Annotated in this window: 13 protein-coding genes; 4 read left to right on the top strand and 9 right to left on the bottom strand. The window is 36.0% G+C overall.

Annotation, left to right across the window (positions count from 1 at the left end; genetic code table 11):
- Positions 1-18 precede the first annotated feature (18 nt).
- Complete coding sequence (locus K6119_RS05680; protein ID WP_221836393.1) at positions 19-591, top strand: DUF5819 family protein; 573 nt, start codon at positions 19-21, stop codon at positions 589-591.
- Positions 584-1,492, top strand: a complete 909-nt coding sequence (locus tag K6119_RS05675; protein ID WP_221836391.1) for a hypothetical protein — start codon at positions 584-586, stop codon at positions 1,490-1,492. Before K6119_RS05680 ends, K6119_RS05675 begins: the two co-directional genes overlap by 8 nt.
- Here the strand turns inward: K6119_RS05675 and K6119_RS05670 are convergent.
- From K6119_RS05670 to K6119_RS05655, 4 genes are all read right to left on the bottom strand, one after another.
- Positions 1,473-2,423, bottom strand: coding sequence for an FKBP-type peptidyl-prolyl cis-trans isomerase (locus tag K6119_RS05670; RefSeq protein WP_221836388.1), 951 nt, complete (start codon positions 2,421-2,423; stop codon positions 1,473-1,475). The genes K6119_RS05675 and K6119_RS05670 overlap by 20 nt on opposite strands.
- Before the next feature lie 85 nt (positions 2,424-2,508).
- Entirely contained in the window at positions 2,509-4,632 is a 2,124-nt protein-coding gene (locus tag K6119_RS05665; RefSeq protein WP_221836375.1) for an OmpA family protein, read from the bottom strand.
- The gene (locus K6119_RS05660) at positions 4,629-5,615 is read right to left on the bottom strand and encodes a PorP/SprF family type IX secretion system membrane protein (protein ID WP_221836372.1); all 987 of its coding nucleotides are present in this window, start codon (positions 5,613-5,615) and stop codon (positions 4,629-4,631) included. The genes K6119_RS05665 and K6119_RS05660 overlap by 4 nt, the downstream gene beginning before the upstream one ends.
- Before the next feature lie 7 nt (positions 5,616-5,622).
- Entirely contained in the window at positions 5,623-9,786 is a 4,164-nt protein-coding gene (locus tag K6119_RS05655) for a PKD domain-containing protein (RefSeq protein ID WP_237828107.1), read from the bottom strand.
- A 214-nt stretch (positions 9,787-10,000) separates the two neighbouring features.
- Between K6119_RS05655 and K6119_RS05650 the strand changes: the two genes are divergently transcribed.
- Together K6119_RS05650 and K6119_RS05645 are read left to right on the top strand one after the other, a co-directional pair.
- Complete coding sequence (locus tag K6119_RS05650; RefSeq protein WP_221836367.1) at positions 10,001-13,399, top strand: T9SS type A sorting domain-containing protein; 3,399 nt, start codon at positions 10,001-10,003, stop codon at positions 13,397-13,399.
- Positions 13,400-13,412: 13 nt separating this feature from the next.
- Positions 13,413-13,811, top strand: coding sequence for an RDD family protein (locus tag K6119_RS05645; protein WP_221836366.1), 399 nt, complete (start codon positions 13,413-13,415; stop codon positions 13,809-13,811).
- Positions 13,812-13,822: 11 nt separating this feature from the next.
- Here the strand turns inward: K6119_RS05645 and K6119_RS05640 are convergent, their stop codons facing one another.
- Genes K6119_RS05640 through K6119_RS05620 form a run of 5 tightly spaced genes read right to left on the bottom strand, consistent with a single transcriptional unit; the run spans position 13,823 to position 25,184 of the window.
- Complete coding sequence (locus tag K6119_RS05640; RefSeq protein WP_221836364.1) at positions 13,823-15,919, bottom strand: OmpA family protein; 2,097 nt, start codon at positions 15,917-15,919, stop codon at positions 13,823-13,825.
- A gap of 8 nt (positions 15,920-15,927) precedes the next feature.
- The gene (locus tag K6119_RS05635) at positions 15,928-16,923 is read right to left on the bottom strand and encodes a PorP/SprF family type IX secretion system membrane protein (protein WP_237828106.1); all 996 of its coding nucleotides are present in this window, start codon (positions 16,921-16,923) and stop codon (positions 15,928-15,930) included.
- Positions 16,924-16,925: 2 nt separating this feature from the next.
- A complete protein-coding gene (locus K6119_RS05630) occupies positions 16,926-20,666 on the bottom strand; it encodes a PKD domain-containing protein (protein ID WP_221836360.1) in 3,741 nt (1,246 codons plus the stop codon).
- 19 nt (positions 20,667-20,685) lie between these two features.
- On the bottom strand, positions 20,686-21,729 hold the full coding sequence (locus K6119_RS05625; RefSeq protein ID WP_221836357.1) for a PorP/SprF family type IX secretion system membrane protein: 1,044 nt from the start codon (positions 21,727-21,729) through the stop codon (positions 20,686-20,688).
- Positions 21,729-25,184, bottom strand: coding sequence for a PKD domain-containing protein (locus tag K6119_RS05620; RefSeq protein ID WP_221836354.1), 3,456 nt, complete (start codon positions 25,182-25,184; stop codon positions 21,729-21,731). The genes K6119_RS05625 and K6119_RS05620 overlap by 1 nt, the downstream gene beginning before the upstream one ends.
- Positions 25,185-25,222 lie beyond the last annotated feature (38 nt).

Here is a 25,222-nt window from a genome sequence, read left to right as displayed (position 1 = left end):
TTATCAGAATAATAAATTGTGAGTCCTAAAATTAAAGTCATCATAGGTTGGTTAGCCTTTCTGTACATAGTGTTCCACTTTGTGTTTGTGGCTTTGTTTGCGGCTCCCTCTCAATTTGTCCCGGCAAAAGTTAAAAATTTTACCAAACCTTATGTGACACCTTTTTTCATGCAGTCTTGGTCTATGTTTGCTCCTTGCCCTGTTGTAAAAGGTCGTGTCAAACTAAATATAGTAACTGAAAATGACTCTACAGGTTGGTTTTATGCTACAGAAAATTATGAAAGTGGATATGATTATTTGCGTTTTACTCACCATGGAGACATTATGTTAATGGAGGCTAATATTATTCACTGGATCAATTACGATAAACGCGATATAGGTTTAAAACTAAACGAGCCGATTCCTGATGATTATGTTGAGTTTGTAAAAAAGGGAAATGGTTATTGGATGTTGAAAAAGTTTAGTAGAAGAATTGCTGAAATTAAATTAGGTGAAAAATCGAGTAGAGTATACAGTATTATAGAGTTAGAAGATGTTAAGAGTGGTGAATCAGGTATAATAGAATACCCGGTATTTGAATTCAATGATTAAAGCAATACCTCACATATTTACAAGGGATTTTCCTTTCATGGAGAAAATAGAATTTTTTAGAAAAGTTCTATATGTGGTGCTGTTGTTCAATGCAATTACTTTGTTACCTATTGCTTATGAGGTTTACGGTTATTATGGAATGGTAGGTACCTTAGGATGGAATACGAATATTTCATTTTTTGATCATGGAAGTTCAGGATTGGTGCAATTGCTGAGTCATCCGGCAAATGGTTCAAGACCTTGGATTATGTGGGTGTTTGTAATTGGTCAGATGCTTTTTCTGTTTACAGGAATTCTAAAAATATTACCAAGAATATCATCAGTAATGGTATTCTTCTTTACGGTAAATTTATTTATTAAGGGTTATATCGCCTTTACAGGAGGAGAAGCTTTGGTTAATGTGATGTTGTTTTATATGATGTTTATACATCCAAAAAGGGAGGACAATTGGATAGGAGATTTACAGAATATTTTAAATAATACTTTTTACTGGATGCTCTTGATTCAGGTTTGTGTTTTATACATTTTTAGTGCATGGTATAAAATCCTTGATCCTGAATGGGCTTCAGGTAAGGCATTAATGTATGTTTCAAGAATAGATGCTTATGGCTCTTGGATGACACAATCTTTTGCCAATGTTGAGATACTGGCGGTGATTGGAACTTATGCTTCCCTGTTTTATCAGGCTTCTTTTGCGGTATTGGTGTGGATCAAAAAAATCAAGATACCATTCCTAATATTCGGAGTGATATTTCACTTAATCATAGCAATTGGTATGGGGATATTCAATTTTGGAATAGTAATGATTGTTATGTACATCCTTTTTCTGGATGACAAACAGGTCAATTGGCTAAAGTCAAAATTGAGATTAAGAAAGCGTGCTATTGCTGAAAAGGCTTAACTGATAATAATTCAATATCAAAAATTAACGTAGCATTTGGTTCAATACTTCCTTTTCCTTTTTCGCCATAAGCCAGGCTTGGAGGAATATAAAGTCTTCTTTGGCCACCTTCTTTCATCATCATTAACCCTTCTTGCCAACCGTCAATTACATTCATCATTGATCCTTGATAAGGAATATTAGAAGGGATAGTAGATTCAAATACTCTTCCATCAATAAATCTTCCTGTATAATGAACCATTACTGAATCTGTAAGGTTAGGGGAGATTCCTTTACCTTCTTGAATAATTTCGTATTGTAGTCCACTTTCAGTTTCGTAAATGCCTTGAATAGTTCTGTTTTCTGCCATAAAGGATTCGCCATTCTTTATATTAATGTCACCGTAGTATTTCTCAATTTCTTTCTTGGCATCCATGTATGGGATTGAAGGAGTGTTGGTTCCTGAAAATCCTTCATCAACTCCTTTAATCAAGTATTCTACGTCAACATCCTGGTCTATTTTACGTCCAACCAATGAACTTACAAGCATAAATGCTTCATCCATCCCTATGCAATAACTGGCATCCCTCATGGATACAGCTTCTGTATTTACGTCACCATTTTCCATAAGATAAAGGTCAAGAAGGCTGTCTTTTATCATGAAATCAATTTGCAATTCATTTCCGGCTAAATAGTCAATCATTCCATTTCTTATTTGGCCTAAGTCAAACAAATCTTGTACTCTTTTGTCTGTGTAAGCGTTAAAGCTTCCACGAGCATGATCTAAGCCGATACAGTAGCTTATCTTTTGGTTGTAAGTATCGAATTCAAAAAGAATATTCTCCGAATGTTGTTGGTTTTCATTGGGATCTTTTTGGTCTGTATCTCCTCCACATGAAAGGATAGAAGAGGCAACTAAAGTAGTTGTTAGAAATGTCAAAAATCTGTTCATACAAATGCAAAGATACTAAACTATAAAACGAAAGCAGTCGATCATATTGATCGACTGCAATTCATTAATATTTTTTAATAGAAATTTAGTTCTGCTCCAATACAAAGAATGCAGTTCTTCTGTTTCTTTGGTGATATTCTTCTCTTTTTTCTTCGTTAGGAATAGCACGGATATAATCTGGTGTCAATGTTACTATTTCTCCACTTTCTGATGGAATTTCAGCAGGCATTGTTTCACCGTATCCTTTTGGTACCAATCTTTCTCTTGGAATTCCATTATCTACCAAGTAGTCAACAACAGACTGTGCTCTTCTTTCAGATAAATTTAAGTTGTAATTATCATTACCTCTTTCATCTGTATGTGATCTAATCTCAATTTTAAGGTTGCTATTCAATTCAAGGAATTCAATAAGGTTATCCAAAATCTTTTTTGATTCAGGTCTTAAATTAGCAGAGTCAAAGTCGTACTCAATACCTTCAATTGTAATCTCTCCCTTAGGAATCTTTTCTAAGTAAAAATCTTGTGTAAAGTTCTTTGATTCTGTTTTTCCTTTAGTAATAACAATGGCTTTATCGGCAAAATAATCTTTTTGTGAAGCTCTCATGAACAATTCAAGATTAGGAATCAACTCTTTTTCGTAATAACCATTTTCATCAGCAATTAACTCAAAGTGATCCCACTTATAGCTTACATCCTTAAATTCAACTTTTGCTCCCGGAATCACCTCATTAGTTGCCATGTCATAAACATAACCTGAGATGTAGAACTTCATTTCAGGTCTAGAGATTTCATAAATTCTGTTACAATGAACTTGCAAGTTGTAAATAGAATCACATTCTTGACAAGCTTCTCTATCAGACGTCACAAAACCGTTTTGTAATTTTTCATCAATTACGAAATAGCTGTCATCTCTTGAAGAATTGATCGGAGCTCCTGCATTTACAGCTTGATTATACCATTCAATTTCGTCATTCCATGTACTCATGAAAATATCCATTCCTCCAAATCCAATTCTACCTCCAGATGAGAAGTAAAGTGTTTTTGTGTTGTCATGATAGAAAGGAGTGATCTCATTTTCTCCGGTATTAATTGATGTACCAAGGTTTTGAGGCTCTGTAGTATTACCATTAGCATCAATAGTAGTTTGCCAAATATCCATTCCTCCTTCACCTCCAGGTCTATTTGAAGAAAAGAATAAGGTAGTACCGTCACCTGATAAATGTGGATTCTTTGATCTAAATCCACTCATGTTTACGTTGTTATCCATAGGACGAGGTGGCATCCATTGATTGTTATACTTTCTAGAAACATATATTTTAGTTTCATTGATATTGTTAGGATCCATTCTCGTAAAGAATAAAACATTCCCGTCATTTGAAATAACTACACTACCTTCATGATATTCGGCAGAGTTTAATTCATAAGGGAATTTTTCAGCTTTTTGATAAGTTCCGTCCTCATTTTTCTTTACAGTATAGATATCCAACATATACATTTCAAGCGGATGCCTTTCTTCAGTTAAAAGTGAATCAGGTGTTTCATCTGTTCTAGCTGATGAGAAAATCAAGAAATCATCTGAAACAAATTGAAGACCAAAACTAGTTGAACCTTTATTAATATTATCATCCATCTTAGATACTGATACTTTATCTTTTGTATTGATAGGATTCAATGCAAATTGACAGCTAGCCATTTTATCAGTAGCTAATTTGTAGTATTTGTTATCAGGATCACCGTTTTCAGTTTGAAATTCTTCAAATGCTTTTTTAGCTTCTTCAAATTTCTCATTGTACATCAATGAAATTCCATAAAAGTACTTGGCATAAGGAAACTCCTCATTTGGATGTTCCAAAGCAGATACATACCATTTTTCAGCATTAGCGTAGTCATCAGCTAATCTATAAGCATCAGCCAATTTGTGTATTACTCTAATTTCTTTCTCATTAGGATCAGATGGTGGTGCAATGGCTCCGTTTTCATCTTTTACAGGTTCTTTATATGCTGTTTCTACTCCAAAAGGATAGTACATGGCATCTTCACCTGATTGAATTTTAAAAAGTATATATGAGTAATAATGAACTGCATTAGTATACTGACCATTAACCATGGCAGCATCTCCTAATTTTAAAAGTTCTTTGTTCGTTTGTCCAAAAGCAACGCCCTGTACAACGAAATATAGAAAGCAATATGCAAAAATTCTTTTCATCATAATTTAGGACAAGTTGGAACCGGATTTGGATCAGGTTTGCTGAATGTGTATGTTACTGAAAGTTCACTACCACCTCTTCCGTTTGAAGCATTGTTCAAGGTAGAAGTGTTAATGTCATAACTAAATCTTCCGATCCAATTACCATATTTTAGACCTACTTCTGCAATTGCGGCATCTTTACTTCTGTAAGTTCCACCTGCTAATAAAAATAAGTCATAGGCTTCAAGATAAAACTGTGCTAATCCAGAATAATTTAATTCCATTGCTTGTTCTTGATATTGCCAAAGAACTTTAGGGATTATTGAAACTTTATCTGTAATTACTACACGTGCAGCTAAAATACCTTGATATCTAAATGGTAATTTATTGGCGTTATCCTGAATAAATGATTCAGATGGTCTGTTTACATGAAATACTGAAAAACCACCAAATGGATTAACTCTTGCACTTGGATTTGCATAGTAATACATAAAACCAACATTGGCATCTAAGTTCAATTTGTTTGCATCTCCAAACGACTCATTTGTTGAATTAGAAAATTGACCACCGTTGTAAGGTGAATATTCATCAGCAAATGTCAATTGAGAAATTTTAATTGATTTTTGAAAGATTCCCACTGATGCACCAAGTGTAATAAAATGTTGTCTTTTCTTATCTAATCCAAACTTCCATGCAAAAGACGGTAATACGCTAATCACATTATATGAACCGGCTCCTGCATTAAAATTAGCTGCTTGAACACCCCAACCATATTTTCCTTTATTGGCATCAAAAGAAACCAATCCTGTTGTGAATGGTCTTGTTGCCACTGCTGACCATTGCGTTCTAAAATGTCCATGGATTCTGTAATCTCCCTTGAACACTCCAGTCATTCCCGGGTTTGCATTAATAGCTGCAGCATCCCACTGTGATAAATGGAAGTCCTGAGCATTGGCAATAGCACCGGAAACGCTAAAACAAAGTAATACTAAGAATTTTTTCATTGTAGCTTTATCTTATGAGTGAGACATCTCCTTTTAATACGTGTTCTTCACCATCAAAGGTCGTCACCACTGCTGTATAGACATAAACTCCAAGCGGCTGATCTACGCCTTTGTAAGTTCCGTCCCAACCTTGATCATTAGGATCAATAGTTTCATAAATTACTTCACCCCAGTTATTGTAGATTTTAAAATCAACTGATGAGAAGTTTCCTCCTAAAATCATTAAGAAATCATTGTTCCCGTCTCCATTAGGTGTAAAAGCAGAAGGAACTAGTGGTCCGTGATAAACCGGTATAATAGCTGTTACAGTATCTGTACATCCAACGGCATCAATCACAATGTAAGTTACAGTGTATTCTCCTTCTGGATCATAAACGTGTACAGCATCAGGTCCACCAAAAATTCCTGTACTATCTCCAAAATTATACAACCAGTTTACTATAGGATTTACATCTGCAGTAGAAGCATCAGAGAAATATATGTCTTGACCAACATTTCCACTTGTTGGGTTAAAATTAAATCCTCCATTTGGTCCTTGGAATATTTGAGTAGCAATAGTTGTGTCATTTGTACAACCAAATCCAGATGTTACAGACAAGTTTATTGAATAAACTGAAGTTCCACCATATACATAAGTTGGATTTTGTTGGTTGCTATTTCCTGAACCATCTCCAAAATCCCAAGACCATGAAACAATTGAATCACCAACGACAGTTGAAGAGTCAATAAATTGAGTAAACGGCTCTATACAAGGGAAAGGAACCACGAAATTCGGATTTGGAATGTAATGAGATGTAACGTCAACTATTAATGTGTCCTGGCATCCATTAGCTGAAGTAACGATCAACTGTACCGGATGTACTCCTGGACTTAAGAAGTTGTAAGTAGGATTCTGTGAAGTAGAAGTTTGTCCAGGTTCAAATGTCCAGTCCCAATTTGTAATAGGGTCAATTGAAGAAGATGAATCTGTAAACACGGTTTGTGTTCCAAAACAAGTTTCTACAAATGAGAATCCAGGATCTGGAGAAGGCACAATTGTAATTAATAGTGTATCATACAAGGTTGGACAACCTCCATTATCTAGTGATTCGAAATAAATTGTTACGTTTCCGTTTGCTTCATCATTTGCTCCGTGATCGTATAATGTCGCGTCTGAACTATCAGGATTAAATATACCGTCTCCAGAAGTAGTCCATAAACCATTTCCTGTTGTTGAATTTGAATTCAAAGGAATAGGGAATCCAGCACATACAGTATCATCAAATACTACATTCATTGTAGGAGGTGAATTGAAGAATAGCCATACTGAATCTTGATCATCAGGACATCCAGAGAAATTAAATGTCTCTACCATAAATAGAATTGAATCTCCAGCAACAATTTCTCCAGGTGAGAAAGTATATATCGCATCTAATTGGCTATCGTCATTAAAACTTCCTGCTCCTGTTGTAGTCCATACAATATTGGTAGCAAATTGAACAGTTCCGTCCATCTGAATGTACGTTGTGTCGTCACAAACTTCAATGGTTAAACCAGCATCAATTGTTGGAGTACTTAGGTAGAATATTGTAATTGTATCAGTATCAGCAGCACAATAAGGAGTGGCGGCAGTTGTTAATACTAAGTCTGTTGAACCTGCATTTAATTCACCTAATGATGGGAAATAAGTAGCGGTTAGGTTTGCTGCAGATGGCGTGAAAACACCTCCATTTCCTGACCAAACTCCTCCTGTCACATTAACAACAGCTCCATTCAATTGGTATGAAGGATTTGAAACACAAACAGCAGTATCTAAACCTGCATTAGCTACTGGAGGCGCCATTATCTCTACATCATAAGTAATAGTGTCAATACATCCAATATTTGATTCAACAATTAATTGAACCGGAATAGTTCCACTTGTGTTATAAGAGTGTTGAGGGTTTTGTTGAGATGAAACATTCAAATCTCCAAAATTCCAATCCCAATCTGTAATTGTAGTACCTGCTTGTGTTGTTGAAGCATCATTAAATGCAATAATTGAACCTTGACAAGCTGTATCAGCAGCAACAAAATCTGCATTAATTTCTGATACAATAATAGGTAAGGTAGCTATTGTCTGACAAACCGTTCCAGATTGAGCGGTTAATGTAACTGTATAACTTCCGAATCCTGGATATGTAAAAGTTGGGTTTTGCAAGTCACTTGTATCGGCTGGGTTACCTGTTCCAAAGTCCCAGTGGAATCCATTAGATCCCGGTCCTGAATTATTAGCAAAATCAATAGTCAAACCAGCACAAAAATCTGTAGGCCCTATATCAGCAATTGGTGCATCTATAACTACAATTGGAATGGTAATAGAATCTATACATCCAAGGTCTGAAGAAGAAATAAGTTGCACATTATAAGTTCCAGCTGTGGCAAATCCGATATTTGGATTTTGCTGAGTTGAAGATCCTGCACCATCAAAATCCCATTGCCATGTATCAATTGCTCCTCCACCTGATGTGAAAGATGCATCCGTAAATGATACTAAAACGTTGGAACAAGTTGTGTCAGGAGCTGTAAAATCAGAAGTCACATCAGATAAGGTAATGTCATATGTTGCAGTATCCGCACATGCCGTTCCTTTTTGTGCTACTAAGGTAACAGTGTATACTCCGTACCCAGTATAATTAAATGTTGGATTAGATAGAATTGATGTATCCGCTGGGAAACTTGTCCCAAATTCCCACCACAAACCTGTAGCTCCAGGGTCAGAATTGTTTCCAAATGTCACCGAAAGTCCGTTACAACCAGGCATTGGAGTGATTCCTGCCTGAGGAGGAATTTTTACATGAATATCTTGTGTAAAGGTGTCTACACATCCTACATCAGTATATGCTATTAGTTGTACTGTGTAATCTCCGGATGCTCCGTATGCATGTGTAGGGTTTTGTAAATTCGAGGTTGAACCGTCGCCAAAATCCCATTCCCATGCATTTACATTTCCGTTGGCAGCAGGTACTGACAAGTCAGTAAATTGAGCCGCTTCTCCAATACATACAGTGTCAGGAGCATTAAAATCAGGAACCAATCCTGAAACAATCATATTATAATATGCCGTATCTGCGCAAAGTGTCCCTTTTTGAGCAATTAGAGTAATTGGATATGTTCCGATACTTGGATATGCAAATGTAGGTTCATACACTATAGATGTATCTGCAGGGTTTCCTGTTCCAAAATCCCACCAAAATCCATTTGCTCCGGCTCCAGATTGATTGTCAAAAGTGATACTTAAACCACTACAGGCGTCAACTGGACCTATACCTGCATCTTGAGGTGGAGGACAATTCACAACATTAAATTGGAAATCCCTGGTTATTCTACCAATTAAGGTTCCATCTCTATATTCATCAACTCGAACTCCAACGACAAACTGCCCTTGCATCACCGGAGATCCTGTAATAAAACCAGTTTGAGGATCTATAGTTAATCCAGGGGAACCGGCAGGATCTAAAGGACTTGTAGCACTAAAGCTAGGCAACCAAGTTACAGGACTTGCTTGAAAATTGTTGGGAGGCGTTGCTGCATTATATGAAATCCCACCACCGTTTACACCATCATAAGGAGTATAAAATGAGTACACTAATGAATCTCCATCAGCATCTGTAGCACCAAAATCCAAACTTAAATCTTGTTGATTGCATACGTAAACAGGAGGGAAATTAGTAATTACAGGACTTGAGTTAGTCAAGTAAATATTGTTGTCCGGTACATATGCGTAAAAAGTTTCCCTCGCATTTAAGGGGTTATTGATGTTGTCAATACTTCCGTTTCTACAGCACAAGGTGTAGTGTAAGTGATATCCACCTGAACCAGGAGGAAGTGAAACTACAGACTGATAAATAGCCTCCTCAACACAAATACCAGGATCAAAGGCACACGTATCCAAAGCAGGATTTAATGTATCCCTAATCAACATAGGTAAGTTGAAGCTTCCATAAGATGTTCCGTCTCCTTCATCAACAATAACTGTAGTTGAATTTGGGAAATCTACCGAAGCAGGATCACAATCTCTGTAAAGTTTTAGCGTTAAAATATATGACGACCCACCAACATGTTGGTATATGATTTCACCACCAACTACGTGAGTTGCAAATGAATAAGTCGACACGAATAGAATAAGTAGAAGTAGTAATTTTCTCATCATTAACCTCTTTATAAAGTAGGTATAAACAGCGAAATTATTAATATTAAAGTACTAAAGCAAACTTTTCAAAATTTAATCTACGGTTGAAACGAGTTCATCTATGTGTGAAACAAGTTCATCTATAGAATAAATGTGTCCACTTTTAGAAGAAATCTTTGAAGCAATGTAGTTTTTCTTTACTTTAGCGGTTTGAAATGCTAAAAAGTAACTACTTATGTCAAGAATAACACTACTTACACTGTGTACATTTTTCTTGAACCTATCTTTCGCTCAGATTAACGTGCAATGGGAAGCACGTTATGAGAACCCCGCAAATTTTATAGATCAAGCAGTGGATCTGGAGTTGGATGCAGCAGGTAATACCTATGTAACAGGTACTTCTTTTAATGGTTCTAATTACGATTGGGTCACTGTAAAATATGATGCAAACGGAGTTGAACAATGGGTGATGTCTTATGGAGGAAGTGGATTGGATGAAGCTGAAGCCATGGCCATGGATAGTAATGGTGATATTGTGGTTACCGGATCTAGATTCATTGGAGGAAATGATTGGGACATAGCAGTTGTTAAGTATGACGGTACGACTGGTGCTCAGTTATGGGCTCAGGTTTATACCGGTTCATCAAATTTTGATGGAGGAAAAGATATTACTACAGATTCTAATAATGATGTAATTCTTACTGGAACTTATTCTTTTAGCTCAACAGACATTGACTGGATTGTAATTAAATATAATTCAGCCGGAGTATTTCAATGGGATGACACAAATGGTACTCCTGATAATGATGAAGGAAAAGTAATTATTGCTGATGCTTCAAATAACTATTATGTAGCAGGACACTCCGAATTCTCTTCAGGATCTACCTATTTTGACTTTTTGTTAATGAAATACAATTCTGCCGGAACTCAGTTAGGGAGTGTTACGCAAGATGCAGGTTTTAATGGACTGGATACACCTCATGCAATAGACTTAGATGCATCAGGAAATATTTTTGTTGGAGGACAAGGTTTTAATGCTTTAGATGAAGAAGACTATGTTTTAATGAAGTTTAATAACTCTTTGGCGCACCAATGGACAAGAACTTATGCAGGTAACTATACAGGATTGGATAGAATAAATGCCTTAGCTGTTGACCAAACTTCAGGAAATATTTTTGTTACTGGTAGAAGTAAATCCAACGAATCATCAGAAGATTTCTATACAATTGCTTATAACACTGCTGGAGTGGTGTTGTGGGATGATAGATATACCAGTGCCGGATTAAATTTTGATGAGGCAACGGATATTCAAATTGCAGCTTCAGGATTCGTTTATATTACTGGTTATACGTTTAATTCAGGATCAAATAATGATTATACAACGGTAAAATATTCTAGTACTGGAACTTTAGAGTGGGATACTAAGTTTAATGGACCTTCAGGATTGTCAGATCAAGCAGCTAAGTTAAGATTAGATCCAGCGGAGAATATTTTCGTTACAGGTAAAAGTCATGGTGGAGTTACCAATTTGGACTATAGTACAATCAAATATTGTCAATTGACAACTGTTGCTTCTGCAGATGCAGCCATATGTAATGGACAATCAGTGGCTTTGTCAGCTACAGGTGGAATTAATATAACTTGGGCAGTATTAAGTGGAGATATGGGAAGTTTATCTTGTACAAACTGTTCTTCTACAACTGCTTCTCCTAATACAACTTCTGTTTATACAGTTAGTAGTGAGAGCGCTTCAGGATGTATTGATTATGATACCGTAACAGTAACAGTTAATGCTATTCCTTCTCCGACCATATATAATGATACTCCTTTGGATTTTTGTGTTGGAGGTTCAGTGATTTTATATACTGATTCTTATGCTGGATATTCTTGGAATACTAGTGCAACTGATAGTTTTATAGTTGCCAACACTGCAGGAACATACACTGTTACAATTACTGATGTGAATGGATGTCAAAACTCTACAAATGCAGTAGTTACTACTTATGGATTGCCTTCAGTTGACGCCGGAACGGCCGTTTCAGTTTGTCCAGGTAGCTCAACTACTTTAAGTGCGAGTGGAGCAACCACATATGTGTGGGATACAGATATTACTTTATCTCAATTGAATATTTCAAATCCGGTTGCTACTCCAACTGCTGATCCAACCTGGTATTATGTTACAGGAACTGATGGAAATGGTTGTCAAAATAATGATTCGGTTCAAGTAAGTTGGTTTACATTACCAGTAGTAAATGCAGGATTAGATGATCAAGTTTGTGTTGGTGATTCGGTTCAATTAGGAGCTACTGGAGCATTAACTTATGTTTGGAATGCATCTACTAGTTTGTCGAGTACAACTGTTGCTAATCCATACGCTTTCCCTACTTCTATTACAACTTATACTGTGACAGGAACAGATGGAAATGGATGTACGGATCAGGATAACGTGACAATTTCAACTTTGTCTTTGCCTAATGTAAATGCAGGTACAACAGATTCACACTGTTTGGGAGATTCAACACATATTTTTGCGAGTGGAGCACTAACTTGGCAATGGGTGAATGATAACGATTTATCAAATTTAAATACGTCTAACCCTTGGGCTTCTAATACCATTGATAAATGGTTTTATGTTTATGGAACTGATGTAAATGGATGTACAAATATAGATTCAGTTGAAATTACTGTAGATCCATTACCGAATGTAACTGCCGGTCCTGATATTTCAATATGTACAGGTGATTCAGTTCAGTTGAATGCTACAGGTGCCGATACTTATGTTTGGGATTCTCATCCAACATTTTTATCTCCTACAAACGTATCAAACCCGTGGGTAAAACCAATTGTACAAACTACTTATGTATTTACTGGAACTAACACTACTACGGGATGTGAAAATACTACGGATATCACTGTAAGTTTAAATGCACTGCCTAATATTGATGCAGGTTTAGATACATCAATGTGTATAGGAGATTCTTTGCAATTGATGGCAACTGGAGGAGTTACTTATATATGGAGCAATGCTTCTACATTATCAAGCAATATTATTGCTGATCCATGGTCATTTACTACTACAGATGTTACTTATTATTTAGATGGATATGATGCTAACGGTTGTTTTGGTGAAGATTCAATTCATGTTATAGTGAATCCTTTACCATCTGCCCCTGCAATTTTAGAAGTAGGGCAGTGGTTAATTTCATCTTATAATTCAGGAAATCAATGGTATTTGAATGGAAGTCCGGTAGCAGGAGCTACAAATGATTCCTTAAACTGGGTAGATCAAGCACAAAATGGATCATATACTTTGCTTTATACTGATGCTAACGGATGTCAAAGTTTTTCTCCTTCAAACAACATTATCATTATTGATGATATAGGATTTGAAGAGAACAATGCTATTGAAGTTAAGATGTATCCTAATCCAACAAATGGATTACTTAACATTGAACTTGGAGAAGACATTGATATGTTATTCGTTACTACATTAAACGGTAAAGTTTTAATGTTAGAGCAAAATATCTTATCAGGTATCAAACAAATTGATTTGTCAGAACTTCCTACTGGAGTTTACATGATTCAAATTGTTAAGGATGACCGCGTGTTAAATAGAAGAATTGTAAAGCAATAAGCTTCTTTTAACAATGTTGAAAACTCCTAGTCTTCTTGAGAGGGCTCAAGCACTCATTTTAGATGCGGTGCTAATAGTGGCTGCAATGTTCCTAATTTCCTATTTATTTTCTCAATTTAGAGATGTTCCTGATTCAGCTAGAATGTATGCATTCATATTCTTGTTTGTTGTTTATGATCCTCTTTTTACTTCATTTGGAGGCACTCTTGGACACAGAGCAATGGGACTAAGGGTAAAGAAAGAAAAAGATCCAACCAAGAATATAAACATACTGACTGCCACAATTAGATTTGCAATAAAAGCATCTTTGGGAACAATTTCGTTATTGACTATTGCCTCCGATTCAAATGGTAAAGCAATACACGATTTCGCCGTAAATTCTGTCGTGATTTATAAATCTCAGGAAGAGTAGAGTAGGTTTGACTATTCTCCAAGTACAAAGAAAGCAGTACGTCTATTTCTTTGATGATATTCCTCTATAAGCTCTTCATCAGTTAGAGACTTAATATAGGCTTCTGTCAAAGTTACTATTTGGCCATTTCCATCTTTAATTTCAGATGGCATACTTTCACCATATCCTTTAGGAACTAATCTATTCATTGGAATGCCATGTTCAATTAAATAATCTACAACTGATTGAGCTCTTCTTTGTGAGAGATCCTGGTTATATGTATCACTACCTCTGAAGTCTGTATGTGAACGAATTTCTATTTTAAGGTTGTTATTTAGCTCAAGAAATTCAATTAGTTTGTCAAGAATCTCTTTAGATTTTGGACGTAAAGTGGCTTTATTGAAATCATATTCAATACCTTCAATAGTAATCTCATCATCAGGAATCTTCTCTAGATAAAAATCTTGTGTAATATTTTTTGATTCATTCGCTCCTTTAGTAAATACAACCGCCTGATCCGCAAAATATCCTTTACTACTAGCTCTTAAAAACAATTCAAGTTCAGGTATTAAATCATGCTCATAGTACCCATTTTCATCTGCTTGAATTTTAAAATGATCCCATTTGTAGCTGATATCTTTAAAGTCTATTGTTGCATTTGGAATAGCATCACCTGTCACCATATCATAAACATATCCTTTAATTTTAAATTCCAGCTCTGGTAGCGTTGTATGGAAAATTTTGTAGCAACTTGAACACAATCCTTGAAATGTTGAATCACAAGTTGTGCATTCACCCCTTTTAGAAGATAAGTATCCAAATCTTAATTTCTTGTCTACAACAAAATAGGCGTCATCTGCAGTAGAATTAATTGGAATACCCATGTTTTCAGGTATTCTGAAATTACCGGCACTTTCATCATACTTACTTTTAAAAACATCTAATCCTCCTAATGTTTTATGTCCATCTGAACTAAAGAAGAGAGTTTGTGTTTCCTCATGAAAGAAAGGGGTTTTTTCATCAAATTCAGAGTTGATTGGTTTACCAAGATTCTTTGGTTCTCCTTTGGGTAATCCACCATCTGTGATTCTAACTTTCCAGATGTCTAATCCTCCATAACCTCCAGGTCTATCAGAAGCAAAGTATAGCCATCTTCCATCTTCTGTGACGAATGGATTAATACTGTTACAACTATCAAGATTAACAAGTGAATCTAATTTTTGAGATTCAAAAAACCTCATGCTTATTTCTCTGGAAACAAATATGTGTTTGTAGCGTTTATCGTCATCACTCCAACGTGTAAAGAATATAGCATTTTGATTATTAAACCATCCCGAAGCTTCATGTTGAGATGTATTTAATGGTCTTCCAAAGTTGATTGCTTCATTCCAATCTGAGGATTCATCATCTCTTTCAGCATAATAAAGATCAAGGATATACTCAGGGTCTTGAGATTCAGGATCTAGAATTACATTTCCTTCTCTTGCAGATGAAAAAACAACTTTGTTTTCACTATGCCAATAGGAAACTCCAAAAGATGCCATTCCTTTATTGAAAATAGCTGTATCTGCAATGTTCACGAAAATGTCATCATCAGCTTCTACTTTGGTAGCAAAATCACATCCTGACATATCTGTCAATGCTCTTTCCAACAATTCATCTGAAGTGCCTTCCTGCATAATAAATTCATCATATGCTTTCATGGCCTCTTCATATTTACCGAGCATCATCAATGAATTGGCCACATAATAATAGTCGTCAGGTATTTTTCCTCTTTCAGCTGATATTTTAAAGTTTTCTAAAGCCCTTTCATAATCATGTGCGTGTCTGTAACACAGAGCTATTTGATGATAAACATAGTCAGTCACCGGAACAGTTGCTACAACGCTATCCTTTTTACTTGGTTTAGGTTCGTTGAGCTTTTGATTTGTTAAAGTAGCTTCGTAAGGGATTACAATTGTTGAAAGGCCTAATGAATCATCCAATACCATTTGATATAATCTAAGTGCAGTAGGATAATTTTGCTTTTCGTAGTAATAATCTGCTTGATAAAGCCATACTTTCTTAGACTGTCCAAATGTGATAGAAGTAATCACAAATAAGAGATATGTCAAAATAAACTTCTTCATCAAACTATTTATAATTGTGGGCAAACTTTAACTTTCTTTTTGTCTTTCTTTTGATGCATATAAGTGAAAGAGATTTCAATACCACCTCTACCATTAGATGCTGGAGTTAGCTGAGATAAATTAGTATCATAACTAAACTTTGCAATGTAATTTGCCTTTTTAGCTCCTATAGTGGCGATAAAAGCATCTTTATTTCTGTAAGTTAAACCTCCTAAAACATACACTTCACTTCCTTTTAAATAAAATCCTGCGTCACATGCCAGGGTTAATTCGTTGAAGGTAGATTGTTGCATCCAAAGAGCTTTTGGAATCAAATAAATAGTTTCAGTAATATTAATTCTGGTACCCGCGTGAATGTAAAATCTCATTGGTAGTTTATTACTTGATCCAAACCAGGATTCTTGAGGTTCAAGTAAATTAAAAGCAGAGAATCCGACAAATGGATTTAATCTACTCTGTTGTCTTGCATAGTAATATAAAATTCCGGCATTTAAATCAGGCGTTATGAATGATTGTCCTCCAAAAGATTCATTTGAAGGCATATTTGAATCAAATCCTCCTCCGTTTTGTGTAGTGTATTGATTGTTAAATGTCAATAATTGATATTCAACTTTCTTTTGAGTAACTCCTCCTTGAACTCCCATTGTAATTACGTGAGATCTCTTTTTATTCAAAGGGATTGTATACGCAACAGATGCTAAACCTTGTAAAGCATTATAATTTCCAATTCCGGCCCTGTAGTTAATTATTTGACCTCCAAATCCCCAATTACCAACCGGTGCATCAAAGCTTATTAAACCTGTATTGAAAGGTTTAAAGTTTACAGAGTTCCACTGATTTCTATAATGAGCATGAATTCGCCATTCTCCTTCAACTACTCCGGTCATTGCCGGATTTAGATACATAGGAGCAGCATCATACATAGACAAGTGCCAGTCTTGGGCTCGTCCTGCATTCAACGCAAAAACGCTGCAAATCAATATGAGAATTTTCTTCATTTTCATGCCTACCTCATTAAGGTGACATCACCTTCTTTAATAAATTCTTTACCTCCTGGCATAATTACAGTGTATGTCCAAGAATAAACACCTACAGGAGCATCAGTTCCATTATATTGCCCGTCCCAACCTTGGTGGTTTACGTCAGTGGTTGAATATACCAAAGCACCCCAATTAGAGAATATTTTGAAATCAACAGCTTGGAAAGGTCCTCCTCTGATTAAAAAGAAGTCATTTTCGCCATCATTGTTTGGTGTAAACGCAGTTGGAAGTGCTGGCTCTAAAATGACTTGAATATTTTGTACAGCAGTATCTTGACAACCAGCTGTATCAGTTACTGTAAGCACTACATCATAATATCCACCATTTTGGTAAGTGTGAATTTCATTTTGATTAAAGCCTCCAATTCCATCTCCGTAATCCCAATACCAAGCAACAATTGAAGGGTCATTTGATTCATCAGTAAAGAAAACTTGTTCTAAAGCTAATGCTGGTACAGGTGTAACTGAAAATGCTGCCGTAGGTCCTCCTAATACATCCACACTATTAGTAACAGTTCCAACACATCCAGAATCTGAAACCACTGTTAATGAGACTGAATAAGTTCCTTCATTTCCGAAGGTATAGGAAGGATTTTGAATGTTACTTGTACCTGCACCGTTTGCGAAGTCCCAAGACCAACTTTGGATACTACCTGAAGATAAGAAAGTGGCATCAATAAAAGCAGTAGCATCATTTTCGCAGGCGTAGTTATTGGTGAAATTAGCTACTGGTACAGGGTTAATCCAAATATTTTGTTGAATTGTGTCGAAGCATCCGTTAGAAGCACCTGCTATCAATGTAACTACAAAGTTTCCAGATCCTGAATAATTATGAATTGGATTTTGAGCGATAGATGTATTGCTATTTCCAAAGTCGTATTGCCATGTTGTAATTGACCCTGAACCAATTGTAGATAAGTCAGTAAAGAAAGTGTTTTCACCTGTACATGCAGAAGTTGAAGAAAAATCAGCTACTGGTACTTCTAAATATGTGATAGTTAAGGTGTCATCATCAGGTAAACAACCAAATTCAGCAGTTGATGTAAGAATAAGGTTTACACTTCCATTAGAAATATCAAGGGGCGAAGGCTCATAGAAGGTGTTTAACAAGTTTGGACCAGGATTAAAAGTTCCTGTTCCTAAAGATGACCAACTAGCACCTGAAGCAGTTCCGGATAAAGTTCCATTCAACGCTACTACTTCATTTGAACAGTGATTTTGATCTAATCCAGCAAAAACTACTGGTGGAGCAACGAATTGAACTTCTAAAGAATCTGTTTCAATTGGACAAATTCCTCCGGTTGTTTCTAAATAGATCCAAATAGATCCCATACTGGTATCTGTAGGAGTTAATCCATAGGTAGTATTCAATGAATTAGGATCTGCAATTGATCCAGTACCATTTACAATCCAGGTTGTAGTAAATCCAGAAGTAACCGTTCCGGTTAAATCAATGTTAGGCACATTGGCACACAAAGAATCTTCAGAAGTAATTGTAACTGTAGGTTTGTCAAGAATGGTCAGTGTCAAGCTATCTGCAACTGCCAGGCAATTTCCATTATTTGTTGAGGTCAGCACAAGTGTTACAGTTCCGGTGGCAGTATCTGCTGCAGAAATCAAATAATCGTTGCTCAAATCAAATTCTGAAGGACTAAAAGCTCCTGAACCTGATGTTGTCCATTCTCCTGTTGTGGTAGGTCCACTAACAGTTCCATTCAAGGCCACTTGTGGTGTAGATGAACAAATTACCTGATCTGCACCAGCAAATACACTAGGTGGCTCTGAAAAATAAATAACTAAAGTATCCTCATCATCCGGGCAAGCGAAGAAACTTCCGCTAGAAGTTAAGTAAAGTACTACTGAATCATTTGCCAAATCGGTTGGTGAAGGAGTATAGGTAGTATTTAAATTAGCTACGTTTCCAAAAGATCCACCATTACCGCCAGACCATGTTGATGCTAAAGCAAACTGCAATGAACCACTAACAGATACCGCTCCCACATTATTTTTACAATATGTATCGTCCAATCCGGCAGAAACATCTGGTGATTCAATAAAGTCAACAACTAAAGTATCGTATCTCGGATCACAGTTACCAGTTGATTGTAGAACAAAAGTTAAAGAACCTTGATCATAATCTGATTGAACCGGATCATACGTAGTAGATAAATTTGTTGGAGAATTTAGGGTTCCTGATCCATCTAAAACACTCCAAATACCTGTGCTTACACCACCTGTTACAGATCCATTTAAATCAATAATTGTTTCTGCACTACAAAGAGTAGTATCATTTCCTGCGTCTACATAAACTCTCCTCAAGAATGGTGATATGTAGTGATATAAACATCCAGTGGTTGCACCTCCATTGATAATTCCTAATGAAAAATAATCAGATGAATTGGTCAATAAATTAGCAGTGTTAATAGGAATATCTGTAGTATTAAAAGAGATTTGAGCCCCCATCCATGCACCACCTGTTCCTGGTACAGGGTTAAAATCAGATGCTTGAACCAAAGTTGTTGATCCGTTTAATGTAAAGTTGCCTTCTGATCCTGCCGGACAAACTATATCTAATAAAAAACTTTGACCATTTGTTCTAGTAAAACTAACCTGATCTGATCCAGCACAATTTAATGGAGGTAATAATGCTTTACCTAACTCACATCCATATCCAGACATGTGTAACAGGTATACATTCTTGTCAGCATGGACAGAAGTCAATTGTTCCGTAATACTGTATTGGTAAGTGTCTCCCTGATTTAAAATTACAGATGTAGTGGTTATTCCATTATCAATATTTACCGTGGTAAAATTTTCTGTAGCAACAACAAATATTGACTCATTAGACCCAACATTCAAAAAACCTTTATTTACTATATATTCCTTTCCAATAACATCAGTGGGAACAATTTGGTCTCCCATTAAATCATAACATCCACCACCTCCCGAAGGGTTAACAGAGTCATCATTCACTGTAACAGAAACTGGTTTGTTAGAAACAACAATTGAACCTGCTAATGAATTTCCTGGAGCACTTGTGTTTGAAACTACATTTTCGCAAGTATAAACTTGTCCGGCCAATGGGAGAGTTACCGAATAAGTAATGTCGGCCGGATGACCTACAACGTCGCATTTAGGTGTAATATAAATGACAGTATTATCCTCCGTAGCAACAACTGAAAAGAATTGTTTAGGTTGCGTAACTACACCATCAGAATTATTATCATTTGTCAATATTTTGTTATTCCATAACGTTTGAAAAGGTGTTACGAATTCATATCCCATCCCATTTTGCCCTTTCAAGGAATAAGTTTCAGGATTATTTGAACTACCATTATTTGGACTGGAAATGAAGTCATATACAGCAATAATTGGATAATCACTTTCTATTTTAAATCCCCAATTTAGAACCATATCTGCTGGCTTACTTTCCAGTGTGTTAACTAAATGTGAAACATATTTAGAAAACAATGTATTTGGAGGAACCGTAAATGTTGTGTCATATGTGAATGCAGGCTGATACAATCTAATTGTAGTTGCATTAGCAAATGTGGAAAAATGAAACGCCATTGGCGTGTTTTGGTCATGATCTGGTGTTACCCATGGGGCAGCAAACCAGAATGTTGTGTCAATTTGCGCTTTAGCTTCTTGAGAGCCAATTGTTGTCCACAACCCTATGGTCAATATGAATATTTTAAACCATTTCATAATCTCAATTTTTTATCATTTACTTCTTATCTGACTCGGGGGTGTCAAATATGCTGTTGTTCAGCTCCTCATCTTGTTCTTCCAAACTCTTCTTTTTACTTGTGGTTTGAAAAGAAAGCATCAATTCATGAGATCCATAATTATAACCTTGAATTTGCCCCATTGAATAATCAAAACTATATCCAATGTTCAATCTTTCTTTTATTACCATACCTAATGAAATTCCCAATGCATCTTGTGTTCTGTATGACAATCCCGCCCAATATTTATGATCAAATGTAGCTTTAAGCATTGCTGTACCTTGTGGTGTGATAGGATTTACATAATTGACCATGATAATTGGCATTAATTCAAAATCTTTGATCTTCTTTTTGGCTACTTCTTCTCCTTCTTCAAGGGTACCTTTTCTTTGCTTATCTAACAATTCTAACTGTCGTTGTTTACTTTTTTTGTTTACCCACCAGTTATATCCAACTATTCCTGTGTAGTGTTTAGATAATCCATCATTAAATCCGGTAAAGGTGATGGCATCTCCAAATATGTGTCTCATTGAAAGCATAAAAAAGAATCTTTCTGAATAAAGATGAATTCCGGATGAAAGATCAAATGCACCTGTAGATAATACGTTTCCTTCTAATATGTTATCACCTTCATCTGCCAATAAAGCATCATACAATTTAATGTTGTACTGAATAAATCCGGGTTTTACCCCCATTCCTAATTTCCATTTTTCACCTAATTTCACATGGTAGGCGTAATTCAATGAGATAGCAGTATTATTTACTAAGCCGCTTCTGTCATTCACAATTGAAATTCCATATCCATGCTTCATTTCATTTTTAACTGATCCGTAAAAATTGGCGTACATGGTCATAGGAGCTTCATTGAATCCAGCCCATTGCATTCTGAAACCTAGGTTTGCATAATGAAACTTTTTACTCCCTGCCACAGCTGGGTTATAGTAATAATCGTTCATCATGAAATTTGTAAAAACATACTGTTGTTGCGCCTTGCTTATATAAGCAAAACAACTGATAGCTAATATGAATAGTAACTTTTTCATTAGTTATTTGCTGATATTAAGACGAGTAATGCTCCTTCGTAAATTTCATCATCACTTATTTTGATGATATAGTAATAGTTTCCTTCAGGAACCAATTCACCCGTACCTTGGAAAGTTCCATCCCAAGGATTGGCATACCCTACACTTTCAAATACTGTTTGCCCCCAACGATTAACAATTACAATTTGCGCATCTGTATTGGTGTATTGAATAAATTCTAGTTTCCAAACATCATTAATGTTATCGCCATTAGGTGAAATAGCGTTTGGAATTAATTGAGTGATTTCAGTAGTTACCGTATTAATTGTGATAACTTGTGATGCACTATCAATACATCCAAGAGGTCCAGTTGCAACTAATACAACGTCATAATTTCCATTTGCAAAATAAACTACTGTAGGATTCTGGTCCGTTGAAGTTTCTCCATTTCCAAAATCCCAACTGTAAGTTGCGGCGTTAGAAGAAGTATCTATAAAAGTAAATTCAGCACCAACGTTTAATCCGCCACTTGTATTATAAAAGAAACCTGCATTTGGTTTTGGTGGAACAGATAATACTTGTGTTATTGTATCTGAACATCCCTGATTTGAACTTACTATTTGAGTAATTGTAAAGTTTCCGGTTCCAACAAATAATTGATTTGGGTTTTGAACAGACTGATTTCCCATACCTCCAAAATCGTAGTACCAATTTGTAATTGAACCTGAACCAATAGTTGAAGCATCATTAAAATAAACGATCACCTGATCATTATCACAAGTTGGAGAATACGTAAAATCTGCTACCGGTAAATCATATACTGTTACTGATTGAGTTAATGTGTCTATACAACCAGCATCACTTTGTACTACAAGTTGAATGTCAAAATTCCCTGAACTGTTGTATAAATGGAAATCATCAGGATTGTTAGATGTTATTCCATCTCCAAAATCATACATCCAAGAAGTAATAACTCCAAATCCATTTAAGCTAAAATCTTCAACATAAACTGTATCATTTTGGCATGCACTGTTAAAATTAAAGTTGGCAAACGGAGGTGCAACAAAATCAATGTCTACCTGATCATTATCCGATAAACAATTGCCATTGTTCGTAGATGTTAGAGTAAGTGTAACACTTCCAGCTGTTACTTCTGCTGCTGAAGGAATATATTGTGCATCTAATGTATTAGGGTTGGGAATAAAGGTTCCTGCTCCTCCCGTCCAAACTCCTGTTGTAGTGGCACCGCTTATGGCACCATTTAATACCACACCACTTTCATTTGTACAAGCAAATAAATCAGTACCAGCACTAACATCTGGTGAAGGCGTAAATACAATTACTACTGAGTCTTTATCACTGAAGCATAATCCATTATTTGTGGATGTGAGGTAGATCATAATTTGACCACTAACAATATCGGCAGGGCTAGGAGTGTAAGTGCAATTTAAGGATAAGTTATCAGGACTAAAAACTCCATTTCCACTAGTCGTCCATTTTCCTGTAGTTGTTCCGCCTGTAACAGTTCCACTTAAGGTAATATTTGGGTTGTTGGAACAAGCATAAATAGTGTCTTGCGCAATATCAGCATCAGGTGCAGGGCTGATGGTAATGTTCATAGTGTCAGTAACATCTATACAGCTTCCAGAGCCCGTAGATGTCAAAATAATATTAACTGAACCAGCAATAGTATCAGCCGGAGAAGGAACGTATGTTGCATTTAAATCCGTATTAGATGGTGTAAAAGTTCCACTTCCCATAGAAGACCAAATTCCACCTGTTGCTCCACCGGTAACATTTCCGCTTAAGTCAACATTTGGATCATTGGCGCATACAACTTGATCAGCTCCTGCGTTTACTATAGGAGCAGGAGTTACTGTTAAAATTAGTGTATCCTTCATTTCCGGACAAGGACCGGTAGAAGTCAATATCAAACTTATAGGACTAATAATTGTGTCAATTACACTAGGGTTGTAAGTGTTTGTAAGAGAGTTTAATGGGCTAGAGAAAGATCCAAATCCTGTTCCTGACCATGTACCCGTTACATCTCCACCTCCAACAATTCCATTAAGGTTAAAAGGCACATTTTGGCAAATTGTAGCATCTAATCCGGCATCAACATAAGGGTATGAACTAAATTCAGAAAGATATGCATATCCTGCTCCTTCTGTTGTTTCACCATTTATAATACCCAGACCAAAAATGTCTCCTGTATTTGTTACTTTATTATAGCTTCCAACAGGAACTTGAGTGGTATTGAAAAATTTCAATGCCATCATAAATTCACCACTAGTTCCTGGAACTACTGTAAAATCGCTAGCTTGGATTAATGTGCTGTTTCCATTTAATTGAAAATCTCCTTCAAATCCAGTTCTGATCCAAAGAAATACACCTAATGAGTCAGCTGTTGAACGTGTAAAAGATTGATCATATTTACCGGCACAAAATACATTTGGAACTTGGGCCCCACCTAAATTACATCCTAATCCTGAAGCGTGCCATACATAGACAGGTTTGGTTGTATGAATGTGGTTGTAAGTATCGTTAAGATCATACTCATACGTTTCACTCCAGTTTACAAGTGAATTAGTGGTTCCCAAATCACTAATTGTAATTGCCGTATTATTTTGAGTTCCTAGTATGTATACTTTATCATCTGTAGTTCCTTTGTGGATAATAAAATCTGTACCTAAATAATCAGCAGGAGTTATTTGATCTCCCATAGATGAATTACAACCGTCATATTGCAATGCTCCTGAGAACACTGTCACAGAAACTGGTTTGTCAGAAGAAACAATTGATCCGGCCAATGAAGTTGAAGCAGATAGATTAACATCTCTGGCACTGTAGGTTTCTCCCTCATTTAATGTAATGTTAAAAGTTGCACCAACCGAATGACCAACAATGTTAGTTTTAGGTGTAATAACAACAGTAGTATTATTTTCTGTTGCTACAATTTCAATTGAAGAATACGTAGAAGGCGAAATTGAAGCATTGTCCCAGGCTTTTTGAAAAGGGGTGTAAAAATTGTCACCCAGACCTTTATTACCTTTCAAAGAGAAAATTTCTTTATTGCTTGCATTAGAAAGTTCATAATATGCACTAATGATCTCTGTTGATTCAATTTTTAACCCTGTATTGGAAACTACATCAGCAGCCGGACTTTCAATATCCGCCAAGAAAGAAGATAAATCAACATTGCTGACAGAGTTAGCCGGAATATTCACTACTATTGGCGTGAAACCTCCATTTGCAGGTTGCGAAATTGTAACTGTTGCTGCTTGATCATAAGACAATAATCTTAAATGTACAGGTGTGTCACCAGCACCAGAAGAGATGTCAGGTGCAGCAAACCAAAAAATGGTATCCTGTTGTGCAAAGGAGGTAACTCCACAACACAAAATTGCAGTGACAATAAATGACCTTAGCTTTGTCTTTATCAGTCTTTTAGTAAGCATTTTTAAAGAATATTTCATTCTTCCCAGTAAGCAGTTAAGTGCTATAATCGCCAAAA

The organism is Paracrocinitomix mangrovi (assembly GCF_019740355.2).
In the GTDB taxonomy this organism is placed as follows: domain Bacteria; phylum Bacteroidota; class Bacteroidia; order Flavobacteriales_D; family Crocinitomicaceae; genus Paracrocinitomix; species Paracrocinitomix mangrovi.
The sequence above is the reverse complement of the archived record's forward strand: the minus strand, read 5'-3'. Positions and strand labels throughout refer to the sequence as shown.